Source organism: Thermostichus sp. MS-CIW-15 (genome assembly GCF_054060575.1).
This window is the reverse complement of the sequence record NZ_JBSSDI010000001.1, coordinates 22,652-46,169: the sequence shown is the minus strand read 5'-3', so window position 1 is coordinate 46,169 and position 23,518 is coordinate 22,652. Positions and strand designations below refer to the sequence as shown.

General features: G+C 59.0%; 22 protein-coding genes and 1 pseudogene. 8 read left to right on the top strand and 15 right to left on the bottom strand.

Annotation, left to right across the window (positions count from 1 at the left end; all coding sequences use genetic code 11):
- Positions 1–62: 62 nt before the first annotated feature.
- Positions 63–620, bottom strand: coding sequence for a hypothetical protein (locus ACVW0R_RS00230; RefSeq protein WP_228375204.1), 558 nt, complete (start codon positions 618–620; stop codon positions 63–65).
- A 464-nt stretch (positions 621–1,084) separates the two neighbouring features.
- Between ACVW0R_RS00230 and fba the strand changes: the two genes are divergently transcribed.
- Complete coding sequence (gene fba / locus ACVW0R_RS00225; protein ID WP_011430345.1) at positions 1,085–2,164, top strand: class II fructose-bisphosphate aldolase; 1,080 nt, start codon at positions 1,085–1,087, stop codon at positions 2,162–2,164.
- 109 nt (positions 2,165–2,273) lie between these two features.
- Here fba and ACVW0R_RS00220 read toward each other — a convergent pair whose 3' ends face one another.
- The 4 genes from ACVW0R_RS00220 to cobM all read right to left on the bottom strand — a co-directional run bounded on the left by ACVW0R_RS00220 (position 2,274) and on the right by cobM (position 4,736).
- Positions 2,274–2,507: a hypothetical protein gene (locus ACVW0R_RS00220; protein WP_011430346.1), complete on the bottom strand. Its 234-nt coding sequence runs from the start codon at positions 2,505–2,507 to the stop codon at positions 2,274–2,276.
- A gap of 106 nt (positions 2,508–2,613) precedes the next feature.
- Positions 2,614–2,754, bottom strand: a complete 141-nt coding sequence (locus ACVW0R_RS00215) for a hypothetical protein (protein WP_457501448.1) — start codon at positions 2,752–2,754, stop codon at positions 2,614–2,616.
- Between the two features lie 333 nt (positions 2,755–3,087).
- Positions 3,088–3,576 carry a Fe-S cluster assembly sulfur transfer protein SufU gene (gene sufU / locus ACVW0R_RS00210; protein ID WP_011430348.1) on the bottom strand — a complete coding sequence of 163 codons (489 nt, stop codon included), beginning with the start codon at positions 3,574–3,576 and terminating at the stop codon, positions 3,088–3,090.
- 365 nt (positions 3,577–3,941) lie between these two features.
- Positions 3,942–4,736, bottom strand: a complete 795-nt coding sequence (gene cobM / locus ACVW0R_RS00205; protein WP_457501447.1) for a precorrin-4 C(11)-methyltransferase — start codon at positions 4,734–4,736, stop codon at positions 3,942–3,944.
- A 163-nt stretch (positions 4,737–4,899) separates the two neighbouring features.
- Between cobM and ACVW0R_RS00200 the strand changes: the two genes are divergently transcribed.
- Both ACVW0R_RS00200 and ACVW0R_RS00195 read left to right on the top strand, forming a co-directional pair.
- Entirely contained in the window at positions 4,900–5,412 is a 513-nt protein-coding gene (locus ACVW0R_RS00200; protein WP_457501446.1) for an MATE family efflux transporter, read from the top strand.
- Positions 5,409–6,320 carry an MATE family efflux transporter gene (locus ACVW0R_RS00195; protein WP_457501445.1) on the top strand — a complete coding sequence of 304 codons (912 nt, stop codon included), beginning with the start codon at positions 5,409–5,411 and terminating at the stop codon, positions 6,318–6,320. The genes ACVW0R_RS00200 and ACVW0R_RS00195 overlap by 4 nt, the downstream gene beginning before the upstream one ends.
- Here ACVW0R_RS00195 and ispD read toward each other — a convergent pair.
- The 4 genes from ispD to ACVW0R_RS00175 form a co-directional block, all read right to left on the bottom strand.
- Positions 6,317–7,024 carry a 2-C-methyl-D-erythritol 4-phosphate cytidylyltransferase gene (gene ispD, locus ACVW0R_RS00190; RefSeq protein WP_457501475.1) on the bottom strand — a complete coding sequence of 236 codons (708 nt, stop codon included), beginning with the start codon at positions 7,022–7,024 and terminating at the stop codon, positions 6,317–6,319. The two genes, ACVW0R_RS00195 and ispD, sit on opposite strands and share 4 nt — an antisense overlap.
- Positions 7,025–7,173: 149 nt before the next feature.
- Complete coding sequence (locus ACVW0R_RS00185) at positions 7,174–8,580, bottom strand: ammonium transporter (RefSeq protein ID WP_414388587.1); 1,407 nt, start codon at positions 8,578–8,580, stop codon at positions 7,174–7,176.
- A gap of 151 nt (positions 8,581–8,731) precedes the next feature.
- Entirely contained in the window at positions 8,732–9,070 is a 339-nt protein-coding gene (locus tag ACVW0R_RS00180) for a P-II family nitrogen regulator (RefSeq protein ID WP_011430352.1), read from the bottom strand.
- 151 nt (positions 9,071–9,221) lie between these two features.
- Complete coding sequence (locus tag ACVW0R_RS00175; protein ID WP_457501444.1) at positions 9,222–10,637, bottom strand: IctB family putative bicarbonate transporter; 1,416 nt, start codon at positions 10,635–10,637, stop codon at positions 9,222–9,224.
- A 640-nt stretch (positions 10,638–11,277) separates the two neighbouring features.
- Here ACVW0R_RS00175 and holA point away from each other — a divergent pair.
- A complete protein-coding gene (gene holA / locus ACVW0R_RS00170) occupies positions 11,278–12,255 on the top strand; it encodes a DNA polymerase III subunit delta (RefSeq protein ID WP_457501443.1) in 978 nt (325 codons plus the stop codon).
- 86 nt (positions 12,256–12,341) lie between these two features.
- On the opposite strand, the gene ACVW0R_RS00165 is transcribed toward holA, so the two are convergent.
- The 3 genes from ACVW0R_RS00165 to ACVW0R_RS00155 form a co-directional block, all read right to left on the bottom strand.
- Complete coding sequence (locus ACVW0R_RS00165; RefSeq protein ID WP_011430356.1) at positions 12,342–12,953, bottom strand: cytochrome c oxidase subunit 3; 612 nt, start codon at positions 12,951–12,953, stop codon at positions 12,342–12,344.
- Between the two features lie 116 nt (positions 12,954–13,069).
- The gene (gene ctaD / locus ACVW0R_RS00160) at positions 13,070–14,779 is read right to left on the bottom strand and encodes a cytochrome c oxidase subunit I (RefSeq protein ID WP_457501442.1); all 1,710 of its coding nucleotides are present in this window, start codon (positions 14,777–14,779) and stop codon (positions 13,070–13,072) included.
- Entirely contained in the window at positions 14,776–15,804 is a 1,029-nt protein-coding gene (locus ACVW0R_RS00155) for a cytochrome c oxidase subunit II (protein WP_011430358.1), read from the bottom strand. The genes ctaD and ACVW0R_RS00155 overlap by 4 nt, the downstream gene beginning before the upstream one ends.
- Before the next feature lie 546 nt (positions 15,805–16,350).
- Between ACVW0R_RS00155 and ACVW0R_RS00150 the strand changes: the two genes are divergently transcribed.
- The gene (locus ACVW0R_RS00150; protein WP_011430359.1) at positions 16,351–17,286 is read left to right on the top strand and encodes a COX15/CtaA family protein; all 936 of its coding nucleotides are present in this window, start codon (positions 16,351–16,353) and stop codon (positions 17,284–17,286) included.
- A 52-nt stretch (positions 17,287–17,338) separates the two neighbouring features.
- Entirely contained in the window at positions 17,339–18,334 is a 996-nt protein-coding gene (locus ACVW0R_RS00145) for a heme o synthase (RefSeq protein ID WP_099813179.1), read from the top strand.
- A 463-nt stretch (positions 18,335–18,797) separates the two neighbouring features.
- Here the strand turns inward: ACVW0R_RS00145 and ACVW0R_RS00140 are convergent, their stop codons facing one another.
- Entirely contained in the window at positions 18,798–19,013 is a 216-nt protein-coding gene (locus tag ACVW0R_RS00140; protein ID WP_240527396.1) for a transposase, read from the bottom strand.
- Between the two features lie 347 nt (positions 19,014–19,360).
- Between ACVW0R_RS00140 and ACVW0R_RS00135 the strand changes: the two are divergent.
- Positions 19,361–19,493 (top strand): annotated as a pseudogene (locus tag ACVW0R_RS00135) (IS200/IS605 family transposase); the annotation flags it as partial.
- A 291-nt stretch (positions 19,494–19,784) separates the two neighbouring features.
- Entirely contained in the window at positions 19,785–21,335 is a 1,551-nt protein-coding gene (locus ACVW0R_RS00130; protein WP_099812091.1) for a TolC family protein, read from the top strand.
- Positions 21,336–21,577: 242 nt separating this feature from the next.
- Here ACVW0R_RS00130 and rpsD read toward each other — a convergent pair whose 3' ends face one another.
- Both rpsD and gmd read right to left on the bottom strand, forming a co-directional pair.
- Positions 21,578–22,189 (bottom strand): 30S ribosomal protein S4, encoded by a 612-nt coding sequence (gene rpsD / locus ACVW0R_RS00125; RefSeq protein ID WP_011430362.1) that lies wholly within the window; start codon positions 22,187–22,189, stop codon positions 21,578–21,580.
- 164 nt (positions 22,190–22,353) lie between these two features.
- The gene (gene gmd, locus ACVW0R_RS00120) at positions 22,354–23,490 is read right to left on the bottom strand and encodes a GDP-mannose 4,6-dehydratase (RefSeq protein WP_011430363.1); all 1,137 of its coding nucleotides are present in this window, start codon (positions 23,488–23,490) and stop codon (positions 22,354–22,356) included.
- Positions 23,491–23,518: the final 28 nt, after the last annotated feature.

The following is a 23,518-nucleotide window of genomic DNA, read 5'->3' as shown; positions in this document are numbered from 1 at the left end:
TTCAGGGGCGGATCCCAGCAGCCGCGAACCTCCGCCCGCCCAAGGGAAGTTGCAAACCCAGCTCAGCGGCTCATCACCTGTAGGGGAAAGCGTTCGGCCAACTCCCCTTCCACCTTGGGTAGCCATTCTTCTTGGAACACCCACACCTGGCCCTGCTGCACGCGGCCATCCGGGTTTTGTGTTAGCTCCAGCCAATAGACAAACTGATCCCCCCGCAGCACCACGCCTTGGGTGGCCAGGGCAAGACTGTAGCCGGGATTGTTGGCCAAGGCTTCAGGGGCCGGGTAGCGGATCACCTCCACCGCCCGATCCAAATCGGCGGCGATCTCCGGCCCGTAGATCTCGCGAATGGCTTGGAAAAGATCCTCTGCCGTCAGCCCTTGCGGGCGAAAGAAGGTCATGCGCTCCGAGCGAATCGTCTCCCGATCCAGCGGGTTGATGATCCGGCCCGGCGGGGCCACCGAGGCCAAAAAGGTAAATCGGGATCCATCCGGCTCCACGCGGTGAATGTTCAAGGTTTCGCCTGGGCGGGGCCGCAGCACAGGATTATTTCTCACCCAGGCCGCCGCTTGATCCGGCGATTGCCCAGGGATCCCCCATGCCGCCGATGGAAGGCCCACCACTGCCCAGCAGGCTATGGCCAAACCGATTGCGTCAGCGGGACGGAGTCCTTTCGCGTCGTCGGGACGCAGTCTTCTACCCCGGCCCGACAAAGTCCTTCCCCAGCTCGCGCCCAGGATTGGCCACGGATTACAATGCACCTTCTCAATCCTCCGGACAAACAAGACAAAATGCAAAACGAAAGGCGAAAATAATGTCCACAAAAAGCTAGAAGTTAACAGGCGGGCGTAGACAAGGCGACGTTTACCTCGGAGCGCACCCCGCTCTACCCATGTCTAGTGTATCTGGAGAGCGCAGCGGGATCGTTGCGCCTCAGCGCGAGCATTGCGGCCAATAGTGGCAAGGAGGCTTTGGCGAAATCCCCAAATCTCCGGGGTCACATCCCGCAAAACGTAAAAGATACCTTAAGATTAACGGTAAGCAAATCTCACACGCATCAGGTCAGCACCTCAGGAGGTAACCGATGGCTCTCGTTCCCATGCGGATCCTGCTGGATCATGCCGCCGAACATGACTACGGCATTCCGGCTTTCAACGTTAACAACATGGAGCAGATTCAAGCAATCATGCAAGCTGCCCATGAAACCAACAGTCCAGTCATCCTGCAAGCCTCTCGAGGGGCGCGCAAGTATGCGGGCGAGCACTTTTTGCGCCACCTGATCCTGGCGGCAGTGGAAACCTATCCCCACATTCCCGTCGCCATGCACCAAGACCACGGCAACAGCCCCGCCACCTGCTACTCCGCCATCCGCAACGGCTTCACCAGCGTCATGATGGATGGCTCCCTCAAAGAAGACGCCAAAACGCCGGCCAGCTATGAGTACAACGTGGCCGTTACTGCCGAGGTGGTGAAGGTGGCCCACGCTGTCGGCGTGAGCGTGGAAGGAGAACTGGGCTGCCTGGGATCCCTGGAGACAGGCCGCGGGGAAGCAGAAGATGGCCACGGCGCTGAAGGGGCCCTCAGCCACGACCAACTGCTCACCGATCCGGATCAAGCCGTGGACTTTGTGGAGCAAACCCAAGTGGATGCGCTGGCTGTGGCCATCGGCACCAGCCACGGCGCCTACAAGTTCTCCCGCAAGCCCACGGGCGACATTCTCGACATGGAGCGCATCGCCGAGATCCACCGCCGCCTGCCCAACACCCACCTGGTGATGCACGGTTCCTCGTCGGTGCCCAAGGAGCTCATCGACATCATCAACCAGTACGGCGGCTCCATTCCCGAAACCTACGGTGTGCCGCTGGAAGAAATTCAGCGGGGCATCAAAAACGGAGTGCGCAAAGTTAACATCGACACCGACAACCGTCTGGCCATCACGGCTGCGGTGCGCCGCGCCCTGGCCGAGAATCCGAAGGACTTTGATCCCCGCTCTTTCCTCAAGCCTTCTATCAAGGAAATGCAAAAAGTGTGCGCCGAGCGCTACATCGCCTTCGGCTGTGCCGGCCACGGCACCAAAGTCCCGGTGGTTACCCTGGACGAGATGGCGGCCAAGTATGCTTCTGGCGCTTTGGCGGCTCAGGTGAAGAAGACGGTTGCGGTCTAGCCCTCACACCCAGCCGCTGCAGCCCAAAGGTTCTAACTCAATATCGACAGGTGAGGGGATCCTTTGTGGATCCCCTTTTGCTTTGGAGGAACTTGATGCGTTTTGCCGGTCAGGCAGCTTTTGCTACAGAAGGTTTGTCCGCTTCGACTTGCTGGTTCAGCAACGCCAAAGTCAGGCGATCCAGCATTTCCAAGTCGGCCTCAGAGTAGCGCCGCTGAAAGAGCAGCTCGTTGATGAGGTTTTCTTGCTGCAAACTGAGAAAGCCGCTGCGGAAAACTTGCTCCACGATTGCTTCGATACTAAGGGCCGGAGCAACAGGGAGAGAATTCAAAGAGGCATTCATGGTCGTTTCCGTTTGAGAGGGTTCGTTCGAGAGTTCCCGATTACTTGTGCCGAGGAACGAGATAGCGCTGCTCGATCTGCTCCCTCCAGGAACGGGCGACCTCAGTCTACAGCTTGTCTACAGCAGAAGCATCGTCCTGCCACTTGAGGGAAACCCCCAGTAGCTCCCCCATGGGAAAGTGCTCGCTCAGCAACGCCGCCAAGCGGTAAGTACGGTAATCTAGCGTTAGATCTACACCAGCTTGCATCTGTATTTCCTCCGCATTTCCAACGTTTACGTCCCCATCATAGCCCAAATATCCGTAAAAAAACGGAAAACACCGAGAATCCACGTACGCGATTTCTAGGATTTTTCTACGCCATTTGGCGGATAGCGGCGGGGATCCCACGGAGCTGTGGGGTGAGTTCAGGGATCCCAGCTCAGCAGAGCCGCGGTTGCGGCGGCCAGGGTGGCGGCGTTGAAGGGCTTGCTGGTGAGGTCATTGGCTCCCAGCCGAGCAAAGAGGCAGCCCGGGCATCCCTGATCCCAGGAGTTCTCTGGATTACAGGGATCCCCTCCATTGCCGCCCGGAGGTCGGAACCTAGTCGGCGTCTTCGTTGCTCACAAAACCTGGGTTGTCCGGGGATCCACTGGGTGCGGGCGATTCCAGGGCGTGTTTGAGGGCATGCCAGGCCAGGTTGGCGCACTTGATGCGTACCGGGAACTGGGCAACTCCCTTCATGGCATTGAGGGAGCGGTACTCCCGCGGAAACTCTTCGCCGCCGCGCATCATGGCCTGGAAGCGCTCGACCAACTGCAGCGCTTCGGGGATGGTGCGCCCGCGCACGGCATCGGCCATAAGATCGGCAGAAGCCAGGGCAATGGCGCAGCCCTCTCCCTCAAATTTGATATCGGCAATCCGCTCCTGGCCGGGATCCAATTGCAAGGTGAGGTCGATGGTGTCGCCACACGAGGGGTTATGGCCGCGTTGGCGACGATGAACCGGATCGACCCTGCCGAAGTTGCGGGGCTTTCTGTAGCGTTCCAGGATGACTTGCTGATAAAGTCCGCGCAGGTTGTCGAGAGGCATTGTCGTTCCCGCTTGGTCGCTGCTTGGGCCAGAGCCCTATCCCCACCCTCCAGGGGCTACGGCTCCTTCCGGCCAATCTGGCTAGGCCCAAGCTAACTAACTTAATCTTAACCCTGTTCTCTGGGCTGCAACGGCGGGGCAAGGCAGGGCCTCCTCATCTCCCAGATCAAGCGGGTGGATTTCGACGGCTGCCCCGCCCAGTTCTGCCGGAACCTGCTCCCTCCACCGGCAGCAGGGTAGGTCTTGGGCGGGGGCTGGCGGCCTTTTTCGCTGACCAGCAGGGCAACACGCCCAGGTGCCCAAAGTAGCTGCGAGAGGCCGGGGGCCTCCAAGGCAAGTCCTAAAAAAGCCAGTTGCAGTAGAGTCTAACGGTGCCGTTTGGGACGGAAGAGGTGGGCGTGGTCAGGGCTGTAGAGCCGCGAGCGGGCCGAGCCGGCTCCTGCCAAGCCCCGTAGGGCGGGACTGATGAGGTAGAGCACGGTGCGCTCTAGGCCGGCTTGCCGGGTGAGGGCCGCCATCTCCGCCAGGGATCCCAGCCAGATCCGCTCGTCCGGCCAGCCCAGACGGTAGCAGGTGGCCACAGGGGTATCGGCGGGATAGTGGGTCATTAGATCCGCCTGGGCCTGTTCCACATGGCGGGCGCTCAGATACAGACACAAAGAGGCGCGGTGGGCCGCCAGGCTGGCCAGGGCTTCTGCTTCCGGCACGCGCGTCCGACCGCTGGCGCGGGTGAGGATGACCGTCTGCACCAGCTCCGGCACCGTTAGCTCCACCTGCAAACGGGCGGCTGCCAGTTGAAAGGCGCTCACCCCCGGCACGATCTCAAAGGGGATCCCGGCCTCCGCCAGCCGAATCAGCAACTCGTGCAGAGCGCCGTAAAGAGACGGATCCCCATCCTGCAGCCGCACCACCCGCCGCCCCGCCTTAACCCGCTCCACCATCTGGGGCAGCAGCGTTTCCAAGGTGAGGGAGCGCGTGTCGATGGCCTCCACGTCGGGGCGACAATGGGCCAGCAGCCCCTCCGGCACCAAAGAGCCGGTATAGAATACTACATCTGCTTCTGAGAGTACTCTCTGGCCGCGCAGGGTAATCAGCTCGGGATCCCCAGGGCCGGCGCCGACAATGTGCACCGGCCAGTAGGACGAAGTCGGTTGGCTCATCGGGTTTCTTCCCATCCTAGCAGCAGAGGGCTACCCCCGAGGATGGGATCCCCTGCAGGCTCTGTCCCTTGACCTGGCCTGTATTATGTGTAGTACAATAGAATACAGGCTGCCTGGGCAGAGGGTTGCGCGCTTTTGCGTGCCACGGGCGAGCAGGGAGGACATGGGAGTTGTAGCGCAGCGGCTGGATGCCCGCGGGATCCCAGGGGTGGATCATGGGGTTGTGCTGAGGTTGGCGATGCCCTTGGCGCTCAGCGCTGGCATTCAGGCGCTGATGGGCATAACCGACACCTGGTTTATCGGCCAGATCTCCAGCCAAGCCTTGGCCGGGATGAACGCCGCTTGGTTGCCCACCCAAGTGGCCTTGACCCCTTTCATGAGTCTGGGGCGAGCAGTGCAAACCTTGGTGGCGCAAACCTACGCCAGCGGAGATCCGAAGGGGGCCTCTCGCTATGCCTGGTCGGGAGTTGAGCTGGGGTTGGGCCTATTGCCCCTTTGTGGCCTCTTGTCGCTGTTGGGGAGCTTGCTGTATTCAGGGCTGCCCCTGCCGGCGGGGGTGGCGGAGCAAGCGGCAGATTATTGGCAAGTTCGCGTTTGGGGGGGATCCGCTCTCTTGGGCAGCTTTGCCTTGGCGGGTTTTTTTAACGGCATTGGTTGCACCTGGATCACCCTGTGAGTGGCTGGAGCGTGCTGTTCAACGGCATCCTCAATGCCCTGTTCATTTTCGGCCTGGGCTGGGGGATTGCCGGAGCCGCCTGGGGCACGATCCTGTCGGAATACGGGGAGCTGGCCCTTTACCTGCTGCTGTTTCTCTCGGCCTGGATCCAGCGCGACTACGCTACGCGGCAAACCTGGCTTTTGGCTCACAAGTCCCTGCGGCCCTTGCTGCGGCTGGGCCTGCCGATGGGGATCTACGCTTTGGCGGACATGAGCTCTTTCACGGTGTTTCAGTTGCTGCTGGGCCAGTTGGGGGCTGTGGAGGGGGCAACGGCCCACCTGTGTCTGATGTTGTCTCGCTTTGCCTATTTGCCGGCCCTCGGCTTGGAACAGGCGGCAACCGTCCTGGTGGGCCAGGCCGTTGGCGCCGGGCAGCCGGCTTGGGCGATGCGCTTGGGGAATGCGGTGATAGCCTGGACGGTCGGCTACATGGCCGTGATCGGCGGCGGGCTGGCGCTTTTTAGAGAAGCCTTGCTCGGCCTGTTCGTGGCCGGGACAGATGCCAACGCCGCGGCGATTGTGGAGTTGGGGGGGAGGCTTTTGCAGATCATCGCGGTTTCGTTTCTCTTCGATGGCATCAACTTCTCTGCCGCGGGATCCCTGCGCGGCGCGGGAGACGTGCGGGCCTCCATGGCGATCATGCTCGGGATGAGCTGGCTCTTTTTCTTGCCTTTGGCGCAGATGCTGATCTTTTCCCACAGTTGGATCCCCTTCCTGCCGGGGTTGGGATGGGGGGCTGTGGGGGGCTGGTTGGCCATGCTGATCTATGTCGCCGGCTTGGCCGGCCTGTTGCTCAGCCGCTGGCGCAGTCGGGTGTGGCAAAAGGCGGCTCTGCGTCAGGGCCATCGCCATAGTGAGTTGAGCTAGCGCGCCAGCTCAAGGCGCTGCTGGAGAATTTGCTCGGCCAGCACCAGATCCCAGGGGGTGGTTAACTTCAGGTTAGACTCCTCCCCTTCCACGATGTAAACCGGCCAACCCAGCTTCTCGAATAGGGCTGCGTCATCGGTTACCTGCCACCCCTGGGCCAGCGCCTCCCGATGGGCTTGCCACAACAGCGACAGGCGAAACCCCTGCGGCGTTTGGGCTGCCCACAGCCGGCTGCGCTCCGGTGTCGATTGGATTTGGATCCCCTTGGGGCCGGTCTCGGTGACCTTGATCGTGTCCTTGACGGGGATCGCCGCAATCAAGCCGTCCACCTGCTCCAAGGCAGCGCTGCAGCGATCGAACAATTCAGGGGTGGCCAAGCAGCGGGCCCCATCGTGGATCAACACCCGCTCTACTGTTCCCAGGTTATAGAGATACTCAACCCCCCTGTAAACCGACTCCTGCCGCGTCGCCCCCCCTTGCAGAAGCTGCACCGGCGTGGCCAGCTCGATGGACGCCAGGATCTGCTCTATGGCCCGCCAGTCGCCGGGCTGAGAGAGAATGCCGATCCACTCGATGGAACGGGCCCGATCCGCCGCCTGCAACGTCCAAGTCAAGATAGGCTGGCCCAAAAGGGGCAGCAACAGCTTGTTGACCGCCGCCCCCATCCGCTTGCCGCTGCCAGCCGCCGGGATCAACAGGTGCATGGGATCCAAAAGTGCATCCAACCGGATCCCAGTGTACTGCTTGAGGTCAACAAGCCACAAAAGAGAGGGCCAGACCTGACCCCCTCTCTTGATTTTCAGTCCCGTGTCGCTCAGATCCGACAGCCTCCCGTCGAACCGAGCGCAACAGCTCAAGCTCCCTCCACCTCGGTGGCAGCAGTAACGAAGTCAGGGTAGGCTATGTTGCCGTGCTCGCCCACATCCAAACCGGCAATCTCTTCCTCGGCGCTGACGCGCAAGCCAACAGTTACCTTGAGGATTAAAAACAGGATTAGACAGGTGATGAAGGGCCAGAAGAAGAGAGCGAGAGCGCCTACCACCTGCACGCCGAACTGTGCCCAGGTAACCTCTGAATTGGCGTGAGCAAACCAAGGGATCCCTGCTGCCAACACCCCCCAGATACCACAGGTGCCATGCACGGAAACCGCGCCCACTGGGTCATCAATTTTCAGCGCCGTATCCAAAATCACCGCGGAGAGCACCACGAGGATTCCGGCCACCGAGCCAATGATCAAGGCCCCCAGCGGATGAACTGTATTGCAAGGGGCAGTGATGCCCACCAAGCCCGCCAGCACCCCGTTGGCGACAAAGGTCATATCCGGCTTGCCAAAATGAACCCAAGAGGTGAACATCGCCCCAATTGCTCCAGCCGAAGCTGCCAGCAGCGTATTCATGGCAATCCAGCCAATATCGACAGAGGCTGCAGTGGTGGAACCGGCATTAAACCCGATCCAGCCCAAGGCGAGGATAAACACCCCCAACATCCCCAGCGGCAGGTTGTGGCCAGGGATCGCCCGCGGCTCTCCATTAGGGCCGTACTTGCCAATGCGAGGGCCAAGCGCGATCGCACCTGCCAAGGCCGCAGCGCCCCCTACCAAATGCACCACCCCCGATCCAGCGAAATCAATGTAGCCCAGATTTTCCAGCCAGCCGGCTGTGCCGCCGTTGTAGTCGCCGAACAGCCCGTTCCAGGCCCAACCCCCAGAGATGGGGTAGATTAGCCCAGAAATAACGATGGAGTAGATCAAGTAGGCCAAGAACTTAGTGCGCTCTGCCATCGCTCCGGAAACAATGGTGGCGGCGGTAGCGGCAAACACCATCTGGAAGACAAAGAAAGTAAAGGGCCAGCCATCTGCCTCGTAAGCCTGCTGCCAGCCAAAAGCAAACCAGTCAGTGCCGAAGAAGCCAGCACTTTTGCCGAACATGAGGCCAAACCCGATGAACCAGAAGGCGCAACAGCCCATGCAGAAGTCCATCAAGTTCTTCATCATGATGTTGGCGGCATTCTTGGCGCGGGTAAAGCCCGTCTCCACCATGGCGAACCCTGCCTGCATGAAGAACACCAAGGCCGCCGACACGATCGTCCAAACAACGTCAGCGTGTTTCTGAACTTCCTCGGCCTCTTGAGCAAAGGCAGTTCCCTGGCCGAATAGAAAGACCAGCGCAGCCATTAGAGCAGCAGTCAGACTCCACCTGGCCGGTCGCCAGAGCCACTGGGGCACCTGGCTCTTGAGCTTTTGGATCATTGTTGTACTCATGCTTTTCGACTCACCTAAAGGGACAGTACTTCTCAAAAGACGTTACCCGGAAAGTGGGGCAAGAACACCTCATCAGAGATACAGCAAAAGAGACATGCAGCAAACCCCCACAAGGCTCAAGACGGGTAGCCCAAACCCCAAAGATCCCTCCTTACAGGGCATCTTGGTTGAGTTCGCCAGTGCGGATGCGGATGGTTTTTTCGACGGGGCTGATGAAAATCTTGCCGTCCCCAATTTCGCCGGTGCGAGCCGCTGCAATCAGCTTCTCCACCACCGTATCCACCAGGTCATCTTCGACCACGATCTCCACTTTCAGCTTTTGTAGGAACTCTACCGTGTACTCGGATCCCCGGTAACGCTCGGTTTGTCCCTTTTGCCGGCCAAAACCCCGTACTTCACTTACGGTCATGCCGACAATCCCGGCATTGACCAAAGCAATTTTGACCTCATCCAACTTGAATGGCCGGATCACCGCCTCGATTTTTTTCATCTGCCTCCTCCACCCTGAACAGTTCCGCTAATTTCTAACACTACCAACACCTGTGAATTGTAAAAACGGATACATTTTTTATCTCCTACTGAAGATGCTTACCACTCTGGGTTGGCTCCCGTCAAGACTGGAAGGTCAAGCTTAAGCTACCCTAACGGGAGGAAGCCTCCGATGGGGTCTCACCAACATCCACGGGCGGCTGAGGGCTGAGAGAGGCCAAGCTGGCTGTAATGAGCGCTACCGCAAGCCACCACAGCATTTGTACCTGTGGACGATACCAGATGGTATCCACCAAGCCGTGGACCATCATGCCGGTGCAAGCGGCCAAGCCCGCTGCCACCCACAGACCCTGGGGATCCCGCAAGTTGAGCAAAGTTTTCCAGCATCTCCAGCCGTGATCCCAGAGCACCAAGAGGAACCAGGCGAAAGTTAAAGATCCGATGAAGCCAGTCTCCACGGTGAGCTGCAGCGGCACCGAATAGGCTCCGAGGGCGCTGAAGTTGCCTCGTTGGTAAAGGGGGTAGACGCGGTTAAAGGCGACATTACCGGGGCCGATCCCCAAGATGGGAAAGTCGCGGATCATCTCCAGCACCGCCGCCCAGACATTGAGGCGAAAGTTGTTGCTGGTATCCAACCGCCCCCAAAAAATGCTCTGCACCCGCAGCCGCAGGGAGCGTACCGTCAGGATCCCGAGCAACAGAGCAGCCCCCCCTCCGCCCAACAGGGCCGGCAAGGACCAACGCCGCCAGCGGGCTGGCAAATCGACAGAATGCCACTGTGCCAACAGCACGGCCATCAGGGTGAGCGTGGCCAGCCCCCCAATCCAGGCGCCACGACTGTAGGTGAGCAACAGGCAAATCAGGTTCACCGCCGTCGTAAACCCGGCCAGGAGTTTCGCCCCCCAACTGGGCCAAATCCAAGTGGCGGCCAGCCCCAGAGGAATGACCGGGATCAAGTAGCCCCCATACAGATTTGGATTGCGCAGATAGCTGTACACCCGCGTCAGACCCGCCAAACCCGACTCCGGATCCACCCAGGTGGCCAGTTCCGCTGCCCCATATAAGTATTGCCGCAGGCCATGGATCCCCATCGCCAAGCTGACCAAAAGCAGGGATCCGACGATCCAATCCCGAAACTGCAGTTGGCGAAGCAGACGCTGCAGCAGCAGATAGCCGGCCAGGTAGAGCGTCAACTTCAGCCAGCCCTCCCGCGCTGCATAGGGAACCGGCGAAAGGATCGTGGCCAGGGTGGCAATTCCCCAAAACAGGCCTAGGGGCAGATGGACGGGCAGCCAAGTTGGGGTTTCCACCAGCCAGCCCAAGACCACAAGCGCCGCCATGGCCAGCAAAATCAGACCTAGGATGCCGGTGGAGCTTTGCGCCGAAAAGACCCAATACAGCAGCACCAGGCCCAAACCGATCCAGTCAGAGGTTTGCACCAGTAGGCTGCTTTTGCCCCAACTCCGCAGGGATCCCGACACTCGGCTTAAAAGGCTGCCCTGCCACCAGGACTCGATAGGAAAATCCCGCAGCAGCAGGCCGCGCCACAGTCGCGTTGCTCGTTCCATGGCTCCTTCCAGCGCCCTGGGCACTTGTGCTTCAGGCCTATCTTCCGAGTTTATCTCCCCAGCGAACAGGGGCAAGGGCGGGAAGGCAAGCGGGATCCCCCTTCTAGAACTCGCAGACTCATTGCTAGAGTTAGCTGCCTCGCCGACCTCGAAGCGCCCTTTAGGCAAACGAGGCTAGCGGGTGGGGCTGGGATTTCCCAACCTCTTCAGAGTTGAAAGGGGAAACCCCTGCTCCCAACTGGCCTGCATTGAAGACTTGGGGATTACAATAATGAATTTGCACACGAATAGGCCGGCCTAAACCCAGAGCAGATCCCAGGCAGCGGGCTAAAACCTGCACCTTGAACTCCAGTTCGCCAATGGTGTCCATACGCTTGCAGCCCTCCCTCCAACCCCGTCTCTAAGGCCAGCTTAGGAGAAGATTGATGATAGTTCTTCAGTGGGAATACAGAATTTGCCAAGCTAGATCATGCAAAGCTGGCGTTTTTTTAGAGAGAAAAGAAGCTGAAACTTGGCCAGGCTTTCTCCGGAAGATCCCGGATAAAGACCCGGAACCTGCCGCTGATTAACGTAAGCAAAATAACGCCTAGAGAAACTACGGAAAAAAGCTGGAGACCAAGCTGAGGGGACTTGGGGGAGTATGCCTGTCTACCTTTACTGGGGAGATGACACCTATCGGCTGATGCAGGCGGTGCACCAGTTGCGGGAGCAAGTGCTGGATCCCGACTGGGCCGCTTTTAACTACGATCGCCTGCCGCCGGAGTCCACACTGGCCGGACTTAACCTGGCCATGACCCCGCCCCTGGGATCCAACGCTCGCCTGGTTTGGCTGGAAGAGACGACGCTCACCCAGGATTGTCCGGAAGAGTGGGTAAGGGAACTGGAGCGGACGTTAGCCTCTTTACCCCTCACCACCCATTTGTTGTTGACCACCCGCAACAAGCCCGATGGACGGCTCAAATCCACCAAGCTCCTCAAGCAAGTGGCCCTTGCCCGCGAGTTTCCCCAACTGGCCCCCTGGGATGAAGAGGGTATCCTGAGGCAGGTATACAGCGAGGCCCGGCAGCGGGATCTCAAGCTCAGCCCAGAGGCAGCCCAGAAGTTGGCGGAAGCCGTGGGCAACGACTCCCGCCGCTTGGCGATGGAACTAGAAAAGCTGGCTTTGTTTACGGTCAACCAACGGGATCCCATCTCCCCTGAGCAAATCGAGGCTTTGGTGCCCGCCAGCGCCTACAACAGCTTTCAACTGGCCGCCTCCCTGCGCCAGGGCAACTTGGATCAGGCCCTGCGCATCCTGGCCCATCTTTTGGATCACAACGAGCCGGCCCTGAAGATCCTGGCGGTGTTGGTGGGGCAATTTCGCACCTGGCTGTGGGTAAAGCTATTGCTGGAGGAGGGAGAACGGGATCCCAAAGTCATCGCCCAAAAAGCAGAGATTGCCAATCCCAACCGGGTTTATTTTCTCCAAAAAGAGGTGGGATCCCTAAAAAGCTCGGCGCTGCTGCAGGTGATGCAGCAACTTTTACAACTGGAGTATCAGCTCAAGCAAGGTCAACCGGAGCGAGAAGTGTTTCAAGAGGCTCTGATCCAGATTGTGGCCATTCTCCAGAAATCCTGAGCCTTTTCGTTCAGGGACAGTTCTAGCAACGGGCAGCCTACCCACCGGGATCAGATCCTTCACCAGGGAGGATCCCTCTTCGGAACTCAGAGTAGGTAGAGCAGGATAAACAGCACAATCCAAACCCCATCCACAAAGTGCCAGTAGATCTCAGCAGCCTCGACGCCAAAGTAGTGTTGGGCGCTGTAGTGACCCGGCTTCAGGGATCGCCAAAGCACCGCCAAAATAAACAGCAGCCCCGCCGCCACATGTAGCCCGTGAAACCCGGTCAAGACATAGAAGGTGCTGGCAAACAAGTTGGTGGTAAGGCCAAACTCCAGGTGGCTGTACTCGTAGAGCTGCCCGGCCAAGAAAATCGCACCCATCAGGGCAGTGAGGGCAAACCACAGCCGTAGCCCCTTGACGTTATTGGCCTGGATGGCGGGCTTGGCCTGGTGGATAACCAAGCTGCTGGCGAGCAAAATCGCCGTGTTGATCCCAGGCAAGAGCAATTCCCGCTCCGGCGTCCCTTCCGGCGGCCAGACGGGGGCCGTGAGGCTGTAAGCCAAGTAGGCCATGAACAGGCCCAAGAATAAGCAGCCTTCCGCCACCAAGAACATCAGCAGACCAAAAATGCGATGATCTGGGTGCTCAGCGTGAGCGGTGTGGGCCTGAGTGTGGCCGGCTATCAAGGCATCAGCAGCAAGGGATCCTTGCATATTCTTCTCCACTCAAAAAATAAACCAATCGAACCTTAGAATTCCTGAGACCGTGTGGCCAGCCCAGCCGGGATCAAGACTGGAATGCCCGGTGAGTAGAAGATGGAGACCCCCTGCTAAGAAGAAGTCGTAGGCTCTGCTTCCGCCAACGCCAGCTCCCGCAAGCTCTGCAACTGGGCGGCAAAGTAATCCAAAGTCTCCTTGCTGTGCAGGCCGTAGTCGTAGGGGCCGGTCAGCAGAATGGGATCCCCGTAGAAGTTGTGGGCAGGCGGCGGGGAAGAAGTCGCCCACTCCAGGGTTAGAGCCTGCCAGGGGTTGTCGCCGGCCTTGGGCCCGGCCACCCAGGAGTAGATGGCGTTCACCAAGAAGGGCAGCGTGGAAATGGCTAGAACAAAAGCCCCCACGGAGCTAATCCAGTTGAGGTCGGCAAATTGCGGGTCGTACTGGGCCACGCGGCGGGGCATGCCCATCAGGCCCAGCTTGTGCATCGGCAAAAAGCACATGTTGAAGCCGACAAAGGTCAACACAAAATGCACCCGCCCCCAGAACTCGTTCAGCAGCCGCCCGGTCATCTTGGGGAACCAGTGGTAGAGGCCGGCATAGATGCCAAAGACGCTGCCGCCAAACAACACGTAGTGTAGGTGGGCCACCACAAAGTAGGTGTCGTGGACGTGAATATCCAGGGGCACTGAAGCGAGGATAATGCCGCTCAACCCCCCGATGACAAACATCGAGATAAAGCCAAGGCCAAACAGCATGGCCGACCGGAAGTGGATTTTGCCGCCCCACAAAGTAGCTAGCCAACTAAACACCTTGATCCCCGTGGGAACAGCAACGGACATAGTGGCAATCATGAAGAACACTCGCATCCAGTCTGGCGTGCCGCTGGTAAACATGTGGTGCGCCCAGACGATCAACCCCAAAAAGCAAATAGCCAAGCTGGAATAGGCGATGGCCTTGTAGGCAAAGATGGGCTTGCGGGCATGCACCGGCAAAATCTCGGAGATGATGCCGAAGACCGGCAAGATCATGATGTAAACCGCCGGGTGGGAGTAAAACCAGAACATGTGCTGGTACACCACCGGATCCCCGCCACCGCTGGGGTTAAAAAAGGACGTGCCCGCCAACAGGTCAAAACTCAGCAAGATCAACGCGCCGGCCAAAACTGGTGTTGCAATGAGGGTGAGAACAGACGCTGCTAGCATGGCCCAGCAAAACAGCGGCATGTCCTGCATCCTCATGCCGGGCATGCGCATTTTCAGGATGGTGGTGATGAAGTTAACTGCGCCTAGGATTGAAGACGTCCCCGCCAGCAAGATACTCAGGATCCAGAGCTCTTCCCCCACCTTGCCGCTAACTAAACTCAGGGGCGGGTAGGAAGTCCAGCCAGCAGCCGGAGCCTCTATGAACAGGCTAGCCAAGAGCAAGATCCCAGTAGGCGGAACCAGCCAAAAGGCCACTGCATTGAGCTTGGGAAAGGCCATGTCCCGTGCCCCAATCATCAGCGGCACGAGGTAATTGCCGAAGCCCCCCACCAAAGCCGGCACGATCCACAAAAAGATCATGATCGTGGCGTGCAGGGTAAAGGCCCCGTTGTAGCGCTCAAAGCCGAGAAAGTCCGCCTTTGGGGTAGCCAGCTCCGCCCGTACCGCTGTGGCCAGCGCTCCCCCCACCAAGTAGAAGAAAAAGGTGGTCACCAAATACTGGATCCCAATGACCTTGTGATCGGTGGAGAAGGTAAAAAAGCGCCACCAAGGCTCGGCGGGAGGATCCAGGCTGGCTTTGGGGGCAGCGGCAAGGGTGGGATTGTCCTGTAGCTGGGTCATGGCAAGAAGCTCCTACTGGCGTCACCAGAATGTGCGTCAAGGGGGAGTTGGAGAGAGGCCAGCTCAGCCGGCGAGAGGCCCAAACGTTGCCGGTGAACTTGGACAAAGGCAGACTCCGACGGAGAAAATTCCAGACGATGCCCGTGCTGGAGAGGCAGTGACGGCGAGTCCGCCGCCAGGGCAAGGGCGCCACCCTCTCCACCGGCGGCCAAAACTTGCTCCTGCTGCCAGCGCTCGAACTCTTCCGGCGTCTCCACAATTAGTTGCCCGGCCATCACCCCATGGTAAGGGCCACACAACTCGGCGCAGACGATGGGGTAAGTTCCCAACTGCGTGGGCACAAACTCCAAGTGGGTTTCTCGGCCCGGAATGAGATCTTGCTTGAGGCGAAATTGCGGCACCCAGAAGGCGTGGTTGACATCCAGAGCCGTCATATTAAGGCGCACCCGCTTGTTAAGAGGAAGGTGCAGCTCGCCAGCCACCAAACCCGACTCCGGATAAGTGAATACCCAAGCATATTGCATGCCCTGAACTTGGACAACCAGCTCCGGCTGGCCCATCTCCTTTCCGGGCAGCAGCGCGGGAGTGTAGGCATAGTCCGGATCCCCTGCTGCTGAGTCTTGGGAGGGCTCCATCGCCATGGCCGTGTGGATGTGACCGCCCACATCGGCGCCCCCATACACCGCCTGATAGACATCGAGGCTGGCCAGGCCCAGCCAGAGGATGATCACTGCTGGCACCGCTGTCCAGACGATCTCCAGCAGCACGTTGCCGTGGTTGGGATCCCCATCCCCACGGTCGCCCCGCCGCTTGCGGTAACGGATGGCACAGTAGAGAAGCACCCCCTCCACCACCAAAAAGATCCCCGTGGCGATGGTGATCGTGCTGTTGAAGAGGCTATCGAACAGAGGAGCCGAGTTGGCCGCTGCTTCGGGAAGCAGATGGTGATTCTGGCCATACCAGAGGCTGGCCAGGGTCAGCAGAACCCCAATACCCACCAAAATGATGTTACTGAGCGCACTCACGACTGCTCTTCCCCACTGCAAATGCAAGGCACGCCCGCCCTAGACAAAATCTGTTCTGCGAACAGAGCCGAAGCGGGCCACACCCATCCTTCATATCCATTTAGGTCACGGGAGCTGGAGAGGATTGCCCAGGCTTAGGGATCTCTTCAGAATCTTCATCGCTGGGAATTGGTAGAGGGGAGCGGCTTGATTGGCAGGATCGACAGAGCTTCTGGAAGATGAACGATGCATGCAGAGGAGGCGTGGCTCAGCACAAAGAAATTCTTAAAAAGCCTTCGCCAGCCGCAAGTCTGCATTTAGGATCCGTTACAGGGGAGTCAGTCTCCTTGTCTGCCTATAGCTAGATGCTGAGCCAGTTAGACCTCAAAGACCTATTGAATTAAATTCGCTAACTGAAATGGATAGCTTAAGTATCGATCTCGATTATTTTTTATGCAGATTATTCCGAGCTTGGATTGACTTGCAATAACTTTTTCAACGGCGATGGACTCTTCGATTTCCCAATCTCACGCTCATCCCTTGCCGTCTAGGGAGCTTTCCCTGCGCATGGGGCAAGCCTTGCTGGGTTTAGCAGCGGCCACTTGGCTGTTGATGGGACTGGGCAGTGCCACTCGAGTCATGAATGCTGGCTTATCCTGTCCAGATTGGCCCCTCTGCTATGGAGAGCTTGTCCCCACTGAGCAGATGAACCTGCAGGTGTTTCTGGAGTGGTTTCACCGCCTGGTGGCTGCTGGGGTGGGCTTGGCCACCCTGCTGCTAACGGGGTTTGCCTGGCTGAAGCGCAAGGCCTTGCCCGCTTGGCTGCCCTGGGGCCTGAGCTGGGCTTTTGTCTTGGTCGTGGCCCAAGGGATCCTGGGCGGGCTGACGGTAACGGAGCTGTTGCGCTTTGACATTGTGACGGCTCACCTGGGCACGGGCCTGCTGTTTTTTGCCACGCTGCTCACCTTGGGATTGCTGGCCCTGCCAAGCGTCGCTCCTTCGGAGGAGGGGAGAGCTTCTGTTGGCTACTTGCCCTGGCTCGGCTTGGGGGCAGTGCTGCTGGTGTACGTCCAGAGCCTTCTCGGAGCTTTGGTGGCTTCCCAATGGGCGTTGCACCAGTGCTTAGCTGCTGGCGAGCTGTGCGGGGTGATGAACGGTCACTTGCTGGGGGTGGCTCCGGCCACACTGGCGGTGTTGGTGGTGGCGGTGGCCACAAGTTGGCGACGCCGGCAGCTCCCGCGGATTCTCAAGCTGCTGGGCCATGGTTCGGTGGGCCTTTTGCTGGCGCAAGTAGGGGTTGGCGTTCTTACCTATCGCTACCGGCTGCAGGTGGAGCCCTTGACGGTAGCCCACCAGATGATTGGGGCAGCTTTGCTGGGGTGCTTGCTGGGCTTTACGGTGCTGGCCTGGCGTACGAGCAACAGCCTTGAAAGCCAGGAGGAAGGAAGCTCTCCCCGGAGCCCTCGGAGGGTAGCCGCGGCCGCAGAAATCAACGGCAAGTAGTTCCATGGCAGATATCCTTCAAACCTACCGTCCAGATCCTTGTCAGAACACGGTGACAGGGATCCCTTTTGGCCATCACCAAAGTCTTGCGCAGGTTTTGCGCAGCTATAGCCAGTTGGTGAAGCCGAAGATCATCGCCCTCTTGCTGATGACCACGGCTGGAGCCATGTGGATGGCGGGCAATACGGATCCTTTCAAGTTTGGCGTCACCCTCTTGGGGGGGGGGATGGCGGCGGCAGCAGCCAATGTCATCAACATGGTGTACGACGCCGATATTGATCGGATGATGGAGCGAACCCGCCATCGTCCTTTGCCTTCTGGCCGCATTCGGGCACGCCATGCCCTGAGGTTTGCCGGGATCCTGGCTGTGATGTCCTTTGGCTTGCTGGCCTGTTTTACCAATTTGCTGGCTGCCAGCTTGGCCATGGCGGGGATCCTGGTGTATGTAGGGGTCTATACCCACTGGCTGAAGCGTTCCAGCCCCCAGAACATCGTCATCGGCGGAGCAGCGGGGGCGATCCCCCCTTTAGTGGGCTGGGCAGCGGCTACGGGCGAGCTGAGCTGGGCTGCTTGGGTGATGTTTGCCCTCATCTTTTTGTGGACCCCGCCCCACTTCTGGGCCCTAGCGATTTTAAAGCGAGAAGACTATGCCCGCGCCGGGGTGCCGATGCTGCCGGTGGTGGCCGGAGAAAGGCCGACTGCCGCCCAGATTCTTCTCTACGCCCTGTTGCTGGTGCCGGTCAGTCTACTGCTGGTTTACCCTTTGCACGTGCTGGGATCCTTTTACTTGAGCGCGGCGACCCTGCTGGGATCCCTTCTAATTTGGAAGGCGGTGCAGTTGCTCCAGGAGCCGCACAGCCGGGAGCGGGCAGCCTCCCTCTTCACCTTTGCCAACCTCTACTTGCTGCTGTTGTGCGGTGCCATGGGGTTGGACAGGTGGTCGCTGACCCACACCCTTTGGGATCAAGCCCTTGCCTCTCTCCAGGGTGTCTATGCCAGCCTGGGGGCGCTGGCCAACCACCTTGGGGCAATGGGATCCCTGGGTTGACGACTTAACCAATTGACATCCTCCCCGGCCTGAAGGCGGGGGATTCTTACACGGTCGTCGCAAAGGCGTTGTCAAAGCGCCTCTAGACAGTTCCTGAAGGCAAAGCCCCAAGGTTCTGCTGACTTTCTTAAGCAGGTTGGCGGCAGCATTCGCCTCAGCGTTGACCAACCACCCCTTTGCCGTTTGGTACAGGCCCCGCTTGACACGCTTTCCAGAGGGTCTCCACCCGTCGGGTTTTTCACCATAATTAGGTAGCTCATCTCCATCTAGGAAGCTTGCCTGAGAGCTGTACGCTTCCTCTACCTCAATAAACTCCATGCCATAATGCCGACATAATTGCGCAATACGCTCCTTGAACCGACCTGTTGGGACGAAAACAAAGTTTTGGTTATTGACCTTCCCTAAACCGCATTCTTTGTTCCAACCAAAGACTATTCTCCCAATTGAGTGGTGCAAACAGAAGTCAATGACCTTGCCCGCAGCTTTGTGGATTGCATTCTCCGGTTTCCGTAATTCGACGAAGCTTTTGCAACCAAAACCCCCGCAGCTTGTGAGTCTTGAGCCTAGCCAGCTCCTTGTTGTACCCCTGGTTAAAGGACTTGACTTTGCGGCCACCAATGATGAAGCTATGTCCTAAGTTGCTAACGCACGTAAGCCAGTTGTTGACTCCGTGGTCAATTGCTAGAGCTTTTCTCGGATCCAGCGATTGGGGCTGGGCAGGCTTGGCATAGACCCACTCCAGCTACAGACTTACAGGTCTGTTGTACGGCGGAAACATACATCGCGATGAAGTGCGGGTTCTCGCCATCTCAGCGCAAAGCTCACCATAGCTTGCCCATCGCTTCGTTTTGAAATAGACTTGTCTCGCATAGTACAAAGCACAGTTGTACACCTTATTAGACTGTTGACACAAGTACTCTGATAGGGGGACTAGCTTCCTGTTCCTGACTCGAACCTGCTGACAGCCGTACTCCATCATTGTTGGCAAGCGGCATGACAACCGCAGTCTGACATGGGCAAGCGATAATGCGAGAGGAAAGTCAACGGTACAATCACTACAACCATGGTGTGGGGCTAGCGGTTGTTCATCTCATTTTTTGGCCAAAGAGTAAGGAAAGAGGTCTTGGTAGGAGAAGTCAGGGACAGGTTGTTTGAGCTATGAAACTATATCAACGACCCCCATCATGGGTAAGCGACCAAAGTCGCTAGCGGGCTTTTCCGGCGCGCACTCAAGTGCGGGGCTACCAAGCTATCCTTTTGTGTCTCGAGACCTGTTGGGGCTGGTAAAGAGGGGCCCTGATGGCGCAGAAGATTTTCCTGCGGGCTGTCTGAAGGTTCGGCTTCCTGCCACCGGCCCAAACAGAGCGGCAATCAAGCCTGTGGAAAACCGTCTTATCTTCGTCCCTTCCTTTGCGATACTGCTAGAGGTGATGTTGAGAGTGATAACGCGATGGCGATGCAGCATCTAGCCAGGGGCCAGCTTCGACGTCCTCAACGACAGCCAAGCTCGGCGGGATCCCGGTCGTCCCTTAGCCGGTTTGCCCCCTGCGGCCTCCTGTTCAGCCTGCTCTGGGCTGTGCCTGCCTTTGCCCAAGAAACGAAAGCGCCTGATCCTGCCGCCTTGGTTCTCCCAGATAGCCGAGCCATCCGCACCCCCAACCTGCCTCCCACCCTGTCGATCCCGCCCGAGGCCCGCCCTGCCACTCCTGCCCCGGTCTCGCAGGGGGCTGCTAGGGCCGAAGAACTGGTGGTGCCTCAATCCCCTTTGGAGGTGCGCATCGAGCGGACGGAGGGCTTGTCCTTACAAGAAGCCCTGGAGATTGCTGTTGCCCAAAACCCAGCGGTGCAGCAGGCAAGGCTGGCTGTAGAACGGGCTGAGGCTGGGGTTGCCCTGGCGCAGGCAGCTTTTGCCCCCACCCTCTCCACTCGAGCCAGTTACCAATACAGCGAACCTCCCTCGCCTGGTGGCAGGCCAAGCCGCGAAGTTCACACTCTCTCAGCTAGCGTGGTGCGGGTGGACTACACCGCTTTCGACAACGGGATCAGAGAACAAAACCTAAGACTGGCCCAAGAAGCTCTGCGCGTCGCCCAACTGCAACTGGAGCAAACCCTGCAGACAGTGAAACAAGCTGTGGCCAACGCCTACTACGATCTGCAGAGCGCCGATGCCCGAGTGGCCATCAGCCAGGCTGCCGTTGCAAGTTCTGAAGCCACCCTGCGGGATGCCCAAGCCCGAGAGCGGGCTGGGGTGGGTACCCGCTTCGAGATTCTCCAGGCGGAGACCGAATTGGCCAACAATCGACAAACCCTACTGGTGGCCCAAAACACCCAACAACTGAGCCGCCGCCGCCTGGCCGAGCTGCTGAACTTTCCCAGTCCCACTGATGTGCTGGCCAGGGATCCCATCGAGCCTGTGGGAGAGTGGGACCTGAGCCTAGAAGAGACTATTGTTGCCGCTTTTGCCCAAAGGCAAGAGCTGGAGCGCCAACGCCGAGAGTTGGAACAAGCCCAAGCTCGTGTGCGCCTGGCGCAAGCCAGCAACGGTCCCCAGATTGGTTTGTTCGCCACCCTCGATGCGGTTAACGATTTCAAGGCCAGCCGCGACAGCTTCGATATCGGCTACTCGGTCGGCGCCAATTTCAGTTTGACTTGGCTGGACGGGGGTAAGGCGGCCGCCCAGGCTCGCCAAGCCGAGATCGACGGGCAGGTGGCCGTGAACAATTTCATCGGCAGCCGTAACGAAATCCGGCGCAGTGTGGAAGAGGCTTTCCTCACGCTCAGCTCCAGCCGCGAACAGATCGACTCAGCCAAGGTAGCGATTGCCTCGGCAGAGGAGAGCCTGCGCCTGGCGCGGCTGCGCCTTCAGGCCGGGGTGGGCACGCAAACAGAGGTGATCAACGCCGAAACTGCCCTCACCACCGTCCGTGGCAACCTCTCCAATGCTGTAATCGCCTACAACCGCGCCCTGGTACAACTGCAGCGGGCCGTCGGCAGGCTTTGATCTCTGCTCGGTTCTTTCTCCCTCACCCCCAACCCCTCTCCCTCTGGGAGAGGGGAGCTAGGGCAGCTCGTTCGCGACAGCGTTGCGTAGTAATAAGGATGTGGAGAAACGTTTCGAAATAGCCATGGTGCCAAGTACCGCTGGCGCCAGCAGAAGAAACGCGACGAACTGAGAAAAATCGCCCCCTCTGGGCTTAGCCCCTGAGGTTTCCTCACGATCCGCAATGACGGCAAAAGAGAGGCCTAGAGTTTACGGGAATAGAACTCGACAACCAGCAGCTCGTTCACTGGTGCGCAGATCTGCTCTCGGGGAGGCAGTTCTTTGATACGCCCGCGCAGCTTCTCTTTGTCAAATTCCAGGTAATCGGGCAGGAACAGCCCCGGATACTCAGCGTAGGCGGCCACCAATTTGCGAGAAGACTCCTTGTTCCTTACCGTGATCACATCCCCAACTTTGCAGCCATAGCTGGGGATGGTGACTTTGCGGCCGTTGACTTCGATGTGGCCATGGCTTACCAACTGCCGAGCCGCCGGAATGGTTGGAGCCATGCCGAGGCGAAAGACGATGCAATCCAGCCGCATCTCCAGCATCTGCAGCAAGGCTAGCCCGGTGGATCCCTTGGAGCGCCGCGCCTTGCGCATGTAGCGGAGCATCTGGCGCTCGCTCACCCCGTAGTTGAGGCGCACCTTCTGCTTCTCTTCTAGGCGGATGGCATACTCGGATTTTTTCTTGCGCTCGGCCCCGTGCATACCAGGTGGATTGGTATTTTTGGGGCGCTTGCGCGTCAAACCGGGCAGATCAAGTCCCCCGAAGCGACGAATGATCTTGAGGCGGGGACCTGTGTAGCGGGACATGCGGGCGTTTCTCCGAAATCGGCAAAGATACTCAGCAGAAGAGCACAGGCGAAAACATTGGCCGTGCGCCAAAAGAATTGGCGATCTCCTATATTAAGGTCTTAGCCCGGCCTTTAAGCAAGGGGTGAGAGCCGTTTTTTAGCTGACTTTGGGGAGCGGTGCCATTAGTCGTAGCGAACCCCCAGTTGGGTGCGGATGAAGGCGCGATCCTCGCTCAGCAGGCCGTTGAGGGTGCGCCGCTCCCCCAGGATGGGATCCGGATCCAAGCCGATGGCCTCCAGATCCGCCAGCACCATCAGCTCCACCAGTTGGGCAAAGGTCACCTTGGGCTGCCACCCCAGTACCCGCTTGGCCTTGGAGGCGTCCCCCAAGAGCAGATCCACCTCCGTGGGGCGGTAGTAGCGGGGATCGATCTCGATCAGCACGCGATCTTTGTAGAGTCCCTGTTCTTCCAGTCCGGATCCCCGCCAGGTAATGGGCATGCCCACCAAAGCAAAAGCGCGTTCGGCAAACTCCCGCACGCTGTGGGTTTCGCCAGTAGCCAGCACGTAGTCGTCCGGCTGGGGTTGTTGCAGCATCATCCACATCCCCTCGACGTAGTCCTTGGCGTAGCCCCAGTCCCGCTTGGCATCCAGGTTGCCCAGGTAGAGCTTGTCCTGCTTGCCGGCCACGATGCGGCTGACGGCGCGGGTGATCTTGCGGGTAACAAAGGTTTCTCCTCGCCGTGGGCTCTCGTGGTTGAACAAAATGCCGTTGCAGGCAAAGAGGTTGTAGGCTTCGCGGTAGTTGACTGTTTGCCAGTAGGCGTACACCTTGGCGCAGGCGTAGGGGCTGCGGGGGTAGAAGGGGGTGGTCTCCTTTTGCGGGATCTCCTGCACCAGGCCGAACATCTCCGAGGATCCCGCCTGGTAAAACTTCACCCGGATCCCCGTGCGCTGCTGGTAGTCGCGGATGGCCTCCAGGAGGCGTAGGGTGCCCATAGCCACCGCATCGACGGTGTATTCTGGCGCCTCAAAGCTGACCCGCACGTGGGATTGGGCCCCCAGGTTATACACCTCCGTCGGCTGCACCTGTTCCAGGATCTTGCGCAGGGTGGTGCCATCGGTGAGATCCCCATAGTGGAGAAACAGCCGGGCGTTGGGATCGTGGGCATCCACATAGATGTGGTCGATGCGGTCGGTATTGAAGGTGCTGGCGCGGCGGACAATGCCGTGGACTTCATAGTTTTTTTGCAACAGCAGCTCGGCCAGGTAAGAGCCATCCTGGCCGGTGATGCCGGTAATTAAGGCACGTTGGGTCATAGAGCTGGAGGCGAAAACAAGCACTTGT

What these genes read in the sequence shown, in the direction of transcription:
- fba (WP_011430345.1), top strand. Translation starts at nt 1,085, where the DNA reads ATGGCTCTCGTTCCCATGCGGATCCTGCTGGATCATGCCGCCGAACAT.
- ACVW0R_RS00165 (WP_011430356.1), bottom strand. Translation starts at nt 12,953, where the DNA reads ATGCAAGGATCCCTTGCTGCTGATGCCTTGATAGCCGGCCACACTCAG.
- holA (WP_457501443.1), top strand. Translation starts at nt 11,278, where the DNA reads ATGCCTGTCTACCTTTACTGGGGAGATGACACCTATCGGCTGATGCAG.
- sufU (WP_011430348.1), bottom strand. Translation starts at nt 3,576, where the DNA reads ATGCCTCTCGACAACCTGCGCGGACTTTATCAGCAAGTCATCCTGGAA.
- rpsD (WP_011430362.1), bottom strand. Translation starts at nt 22,189, where the DNA reads ATGTCCCGCTACACAGGTCCCCGCCTCAAGATCATTCGTCGCTTCGGG.
- ACVW0R_RS00220 (WP_011430346.1), bottom strand. Translation starts at nt 2,507, where the DNA reads ATGAATGCCTCTTTGAATTCTCTCCCTGTTGCTCCGGCCCTTAGTATC.
- ACVW0R_RS00150 (WP_011430359.1), top strand. Translation starts at nt 16,351, where the DNA reads ATGGGGCAAGCCTTGCTGGGTTTAGCAGCGGCCACTTGGCTGTTGATG.
- ACVW0R_RS00180 (WP_011430352.1), bottom strand. Translation starts at nt 9,070, where the DNA reads ATGAAAAAAATCGAGGCGGTGATCCGGCCATTCAAGTTGGATGAGGTC.
- ACVW0R_RS00185 (WP_414388587.1), bottom strand. Translation starts at nt 8,580, where the DNA reads ATGAGTACAACAATGATCCAAAAGCTCAAGAGCCAGGTGCCCCAGTGG.
- ACVW0R_RS00175 (WP_457501444.1), bottom strand. Translation starts at nt 10,637, where the DNA reads ATGGAACGAGCAACGCGACTGTGGCGCGGCCTGCTGCTGCGGGATTTT.
- cobM (WP_457501447.1), bottom strand. Translation starts at nt 4,736, where the DNA reads ATGAGCCAACCGACTTCGTCCTACTGGCCGGTGCACATTGTCGGCGCC.
- ACVW0R_RS00130 (WP_099812091.1), top strand. Translation starts at nt 19,785, where the DNA reads ATGGCGATGCAGCATCTAGCCAGGGGCCAGCTTCGACGTCCTCAACGA.
- ctaD (WP_457501442.1), bottom strand. Translation starts at nt 14,779, where the DNA reads ATGACCCAGCTACAGGACAATCCCACCCTTGCCGCTGCCCCCAAAGCC.
- ACVW0R_RS00215 (WP_457501448.1), bottom strand. Translation starts at nt 2,754, where the DNA reads ATGCAAGCTGGTGTAGATCTAACGCTAGATTACCGTACTTACCGCTTG.
- ACVW0R_RS00200 (WP_457501446.1), top strand. Translation starts at nt 4,900, where the DNA reads ATGGGAGTTGTAGCGCAGCGGCTGGATGCCCGCGGGATCCCAGGGGTG.
- gmd (WP_011430363.1), bottom strand. Translation starts at nt 23,490, where the DNA reads ATGACCCAACGTGCCTTAATTACCGGCATCACCGGCCAGGATGGCTCT.
- ispD (WP_457501475.1), bottom strand. Translation starts at nt 7,024, where the DNA reads ATGCACCTGTTGATCCCGGCGGCTGGCAGCGGCAAGCGGATGGGGGCG.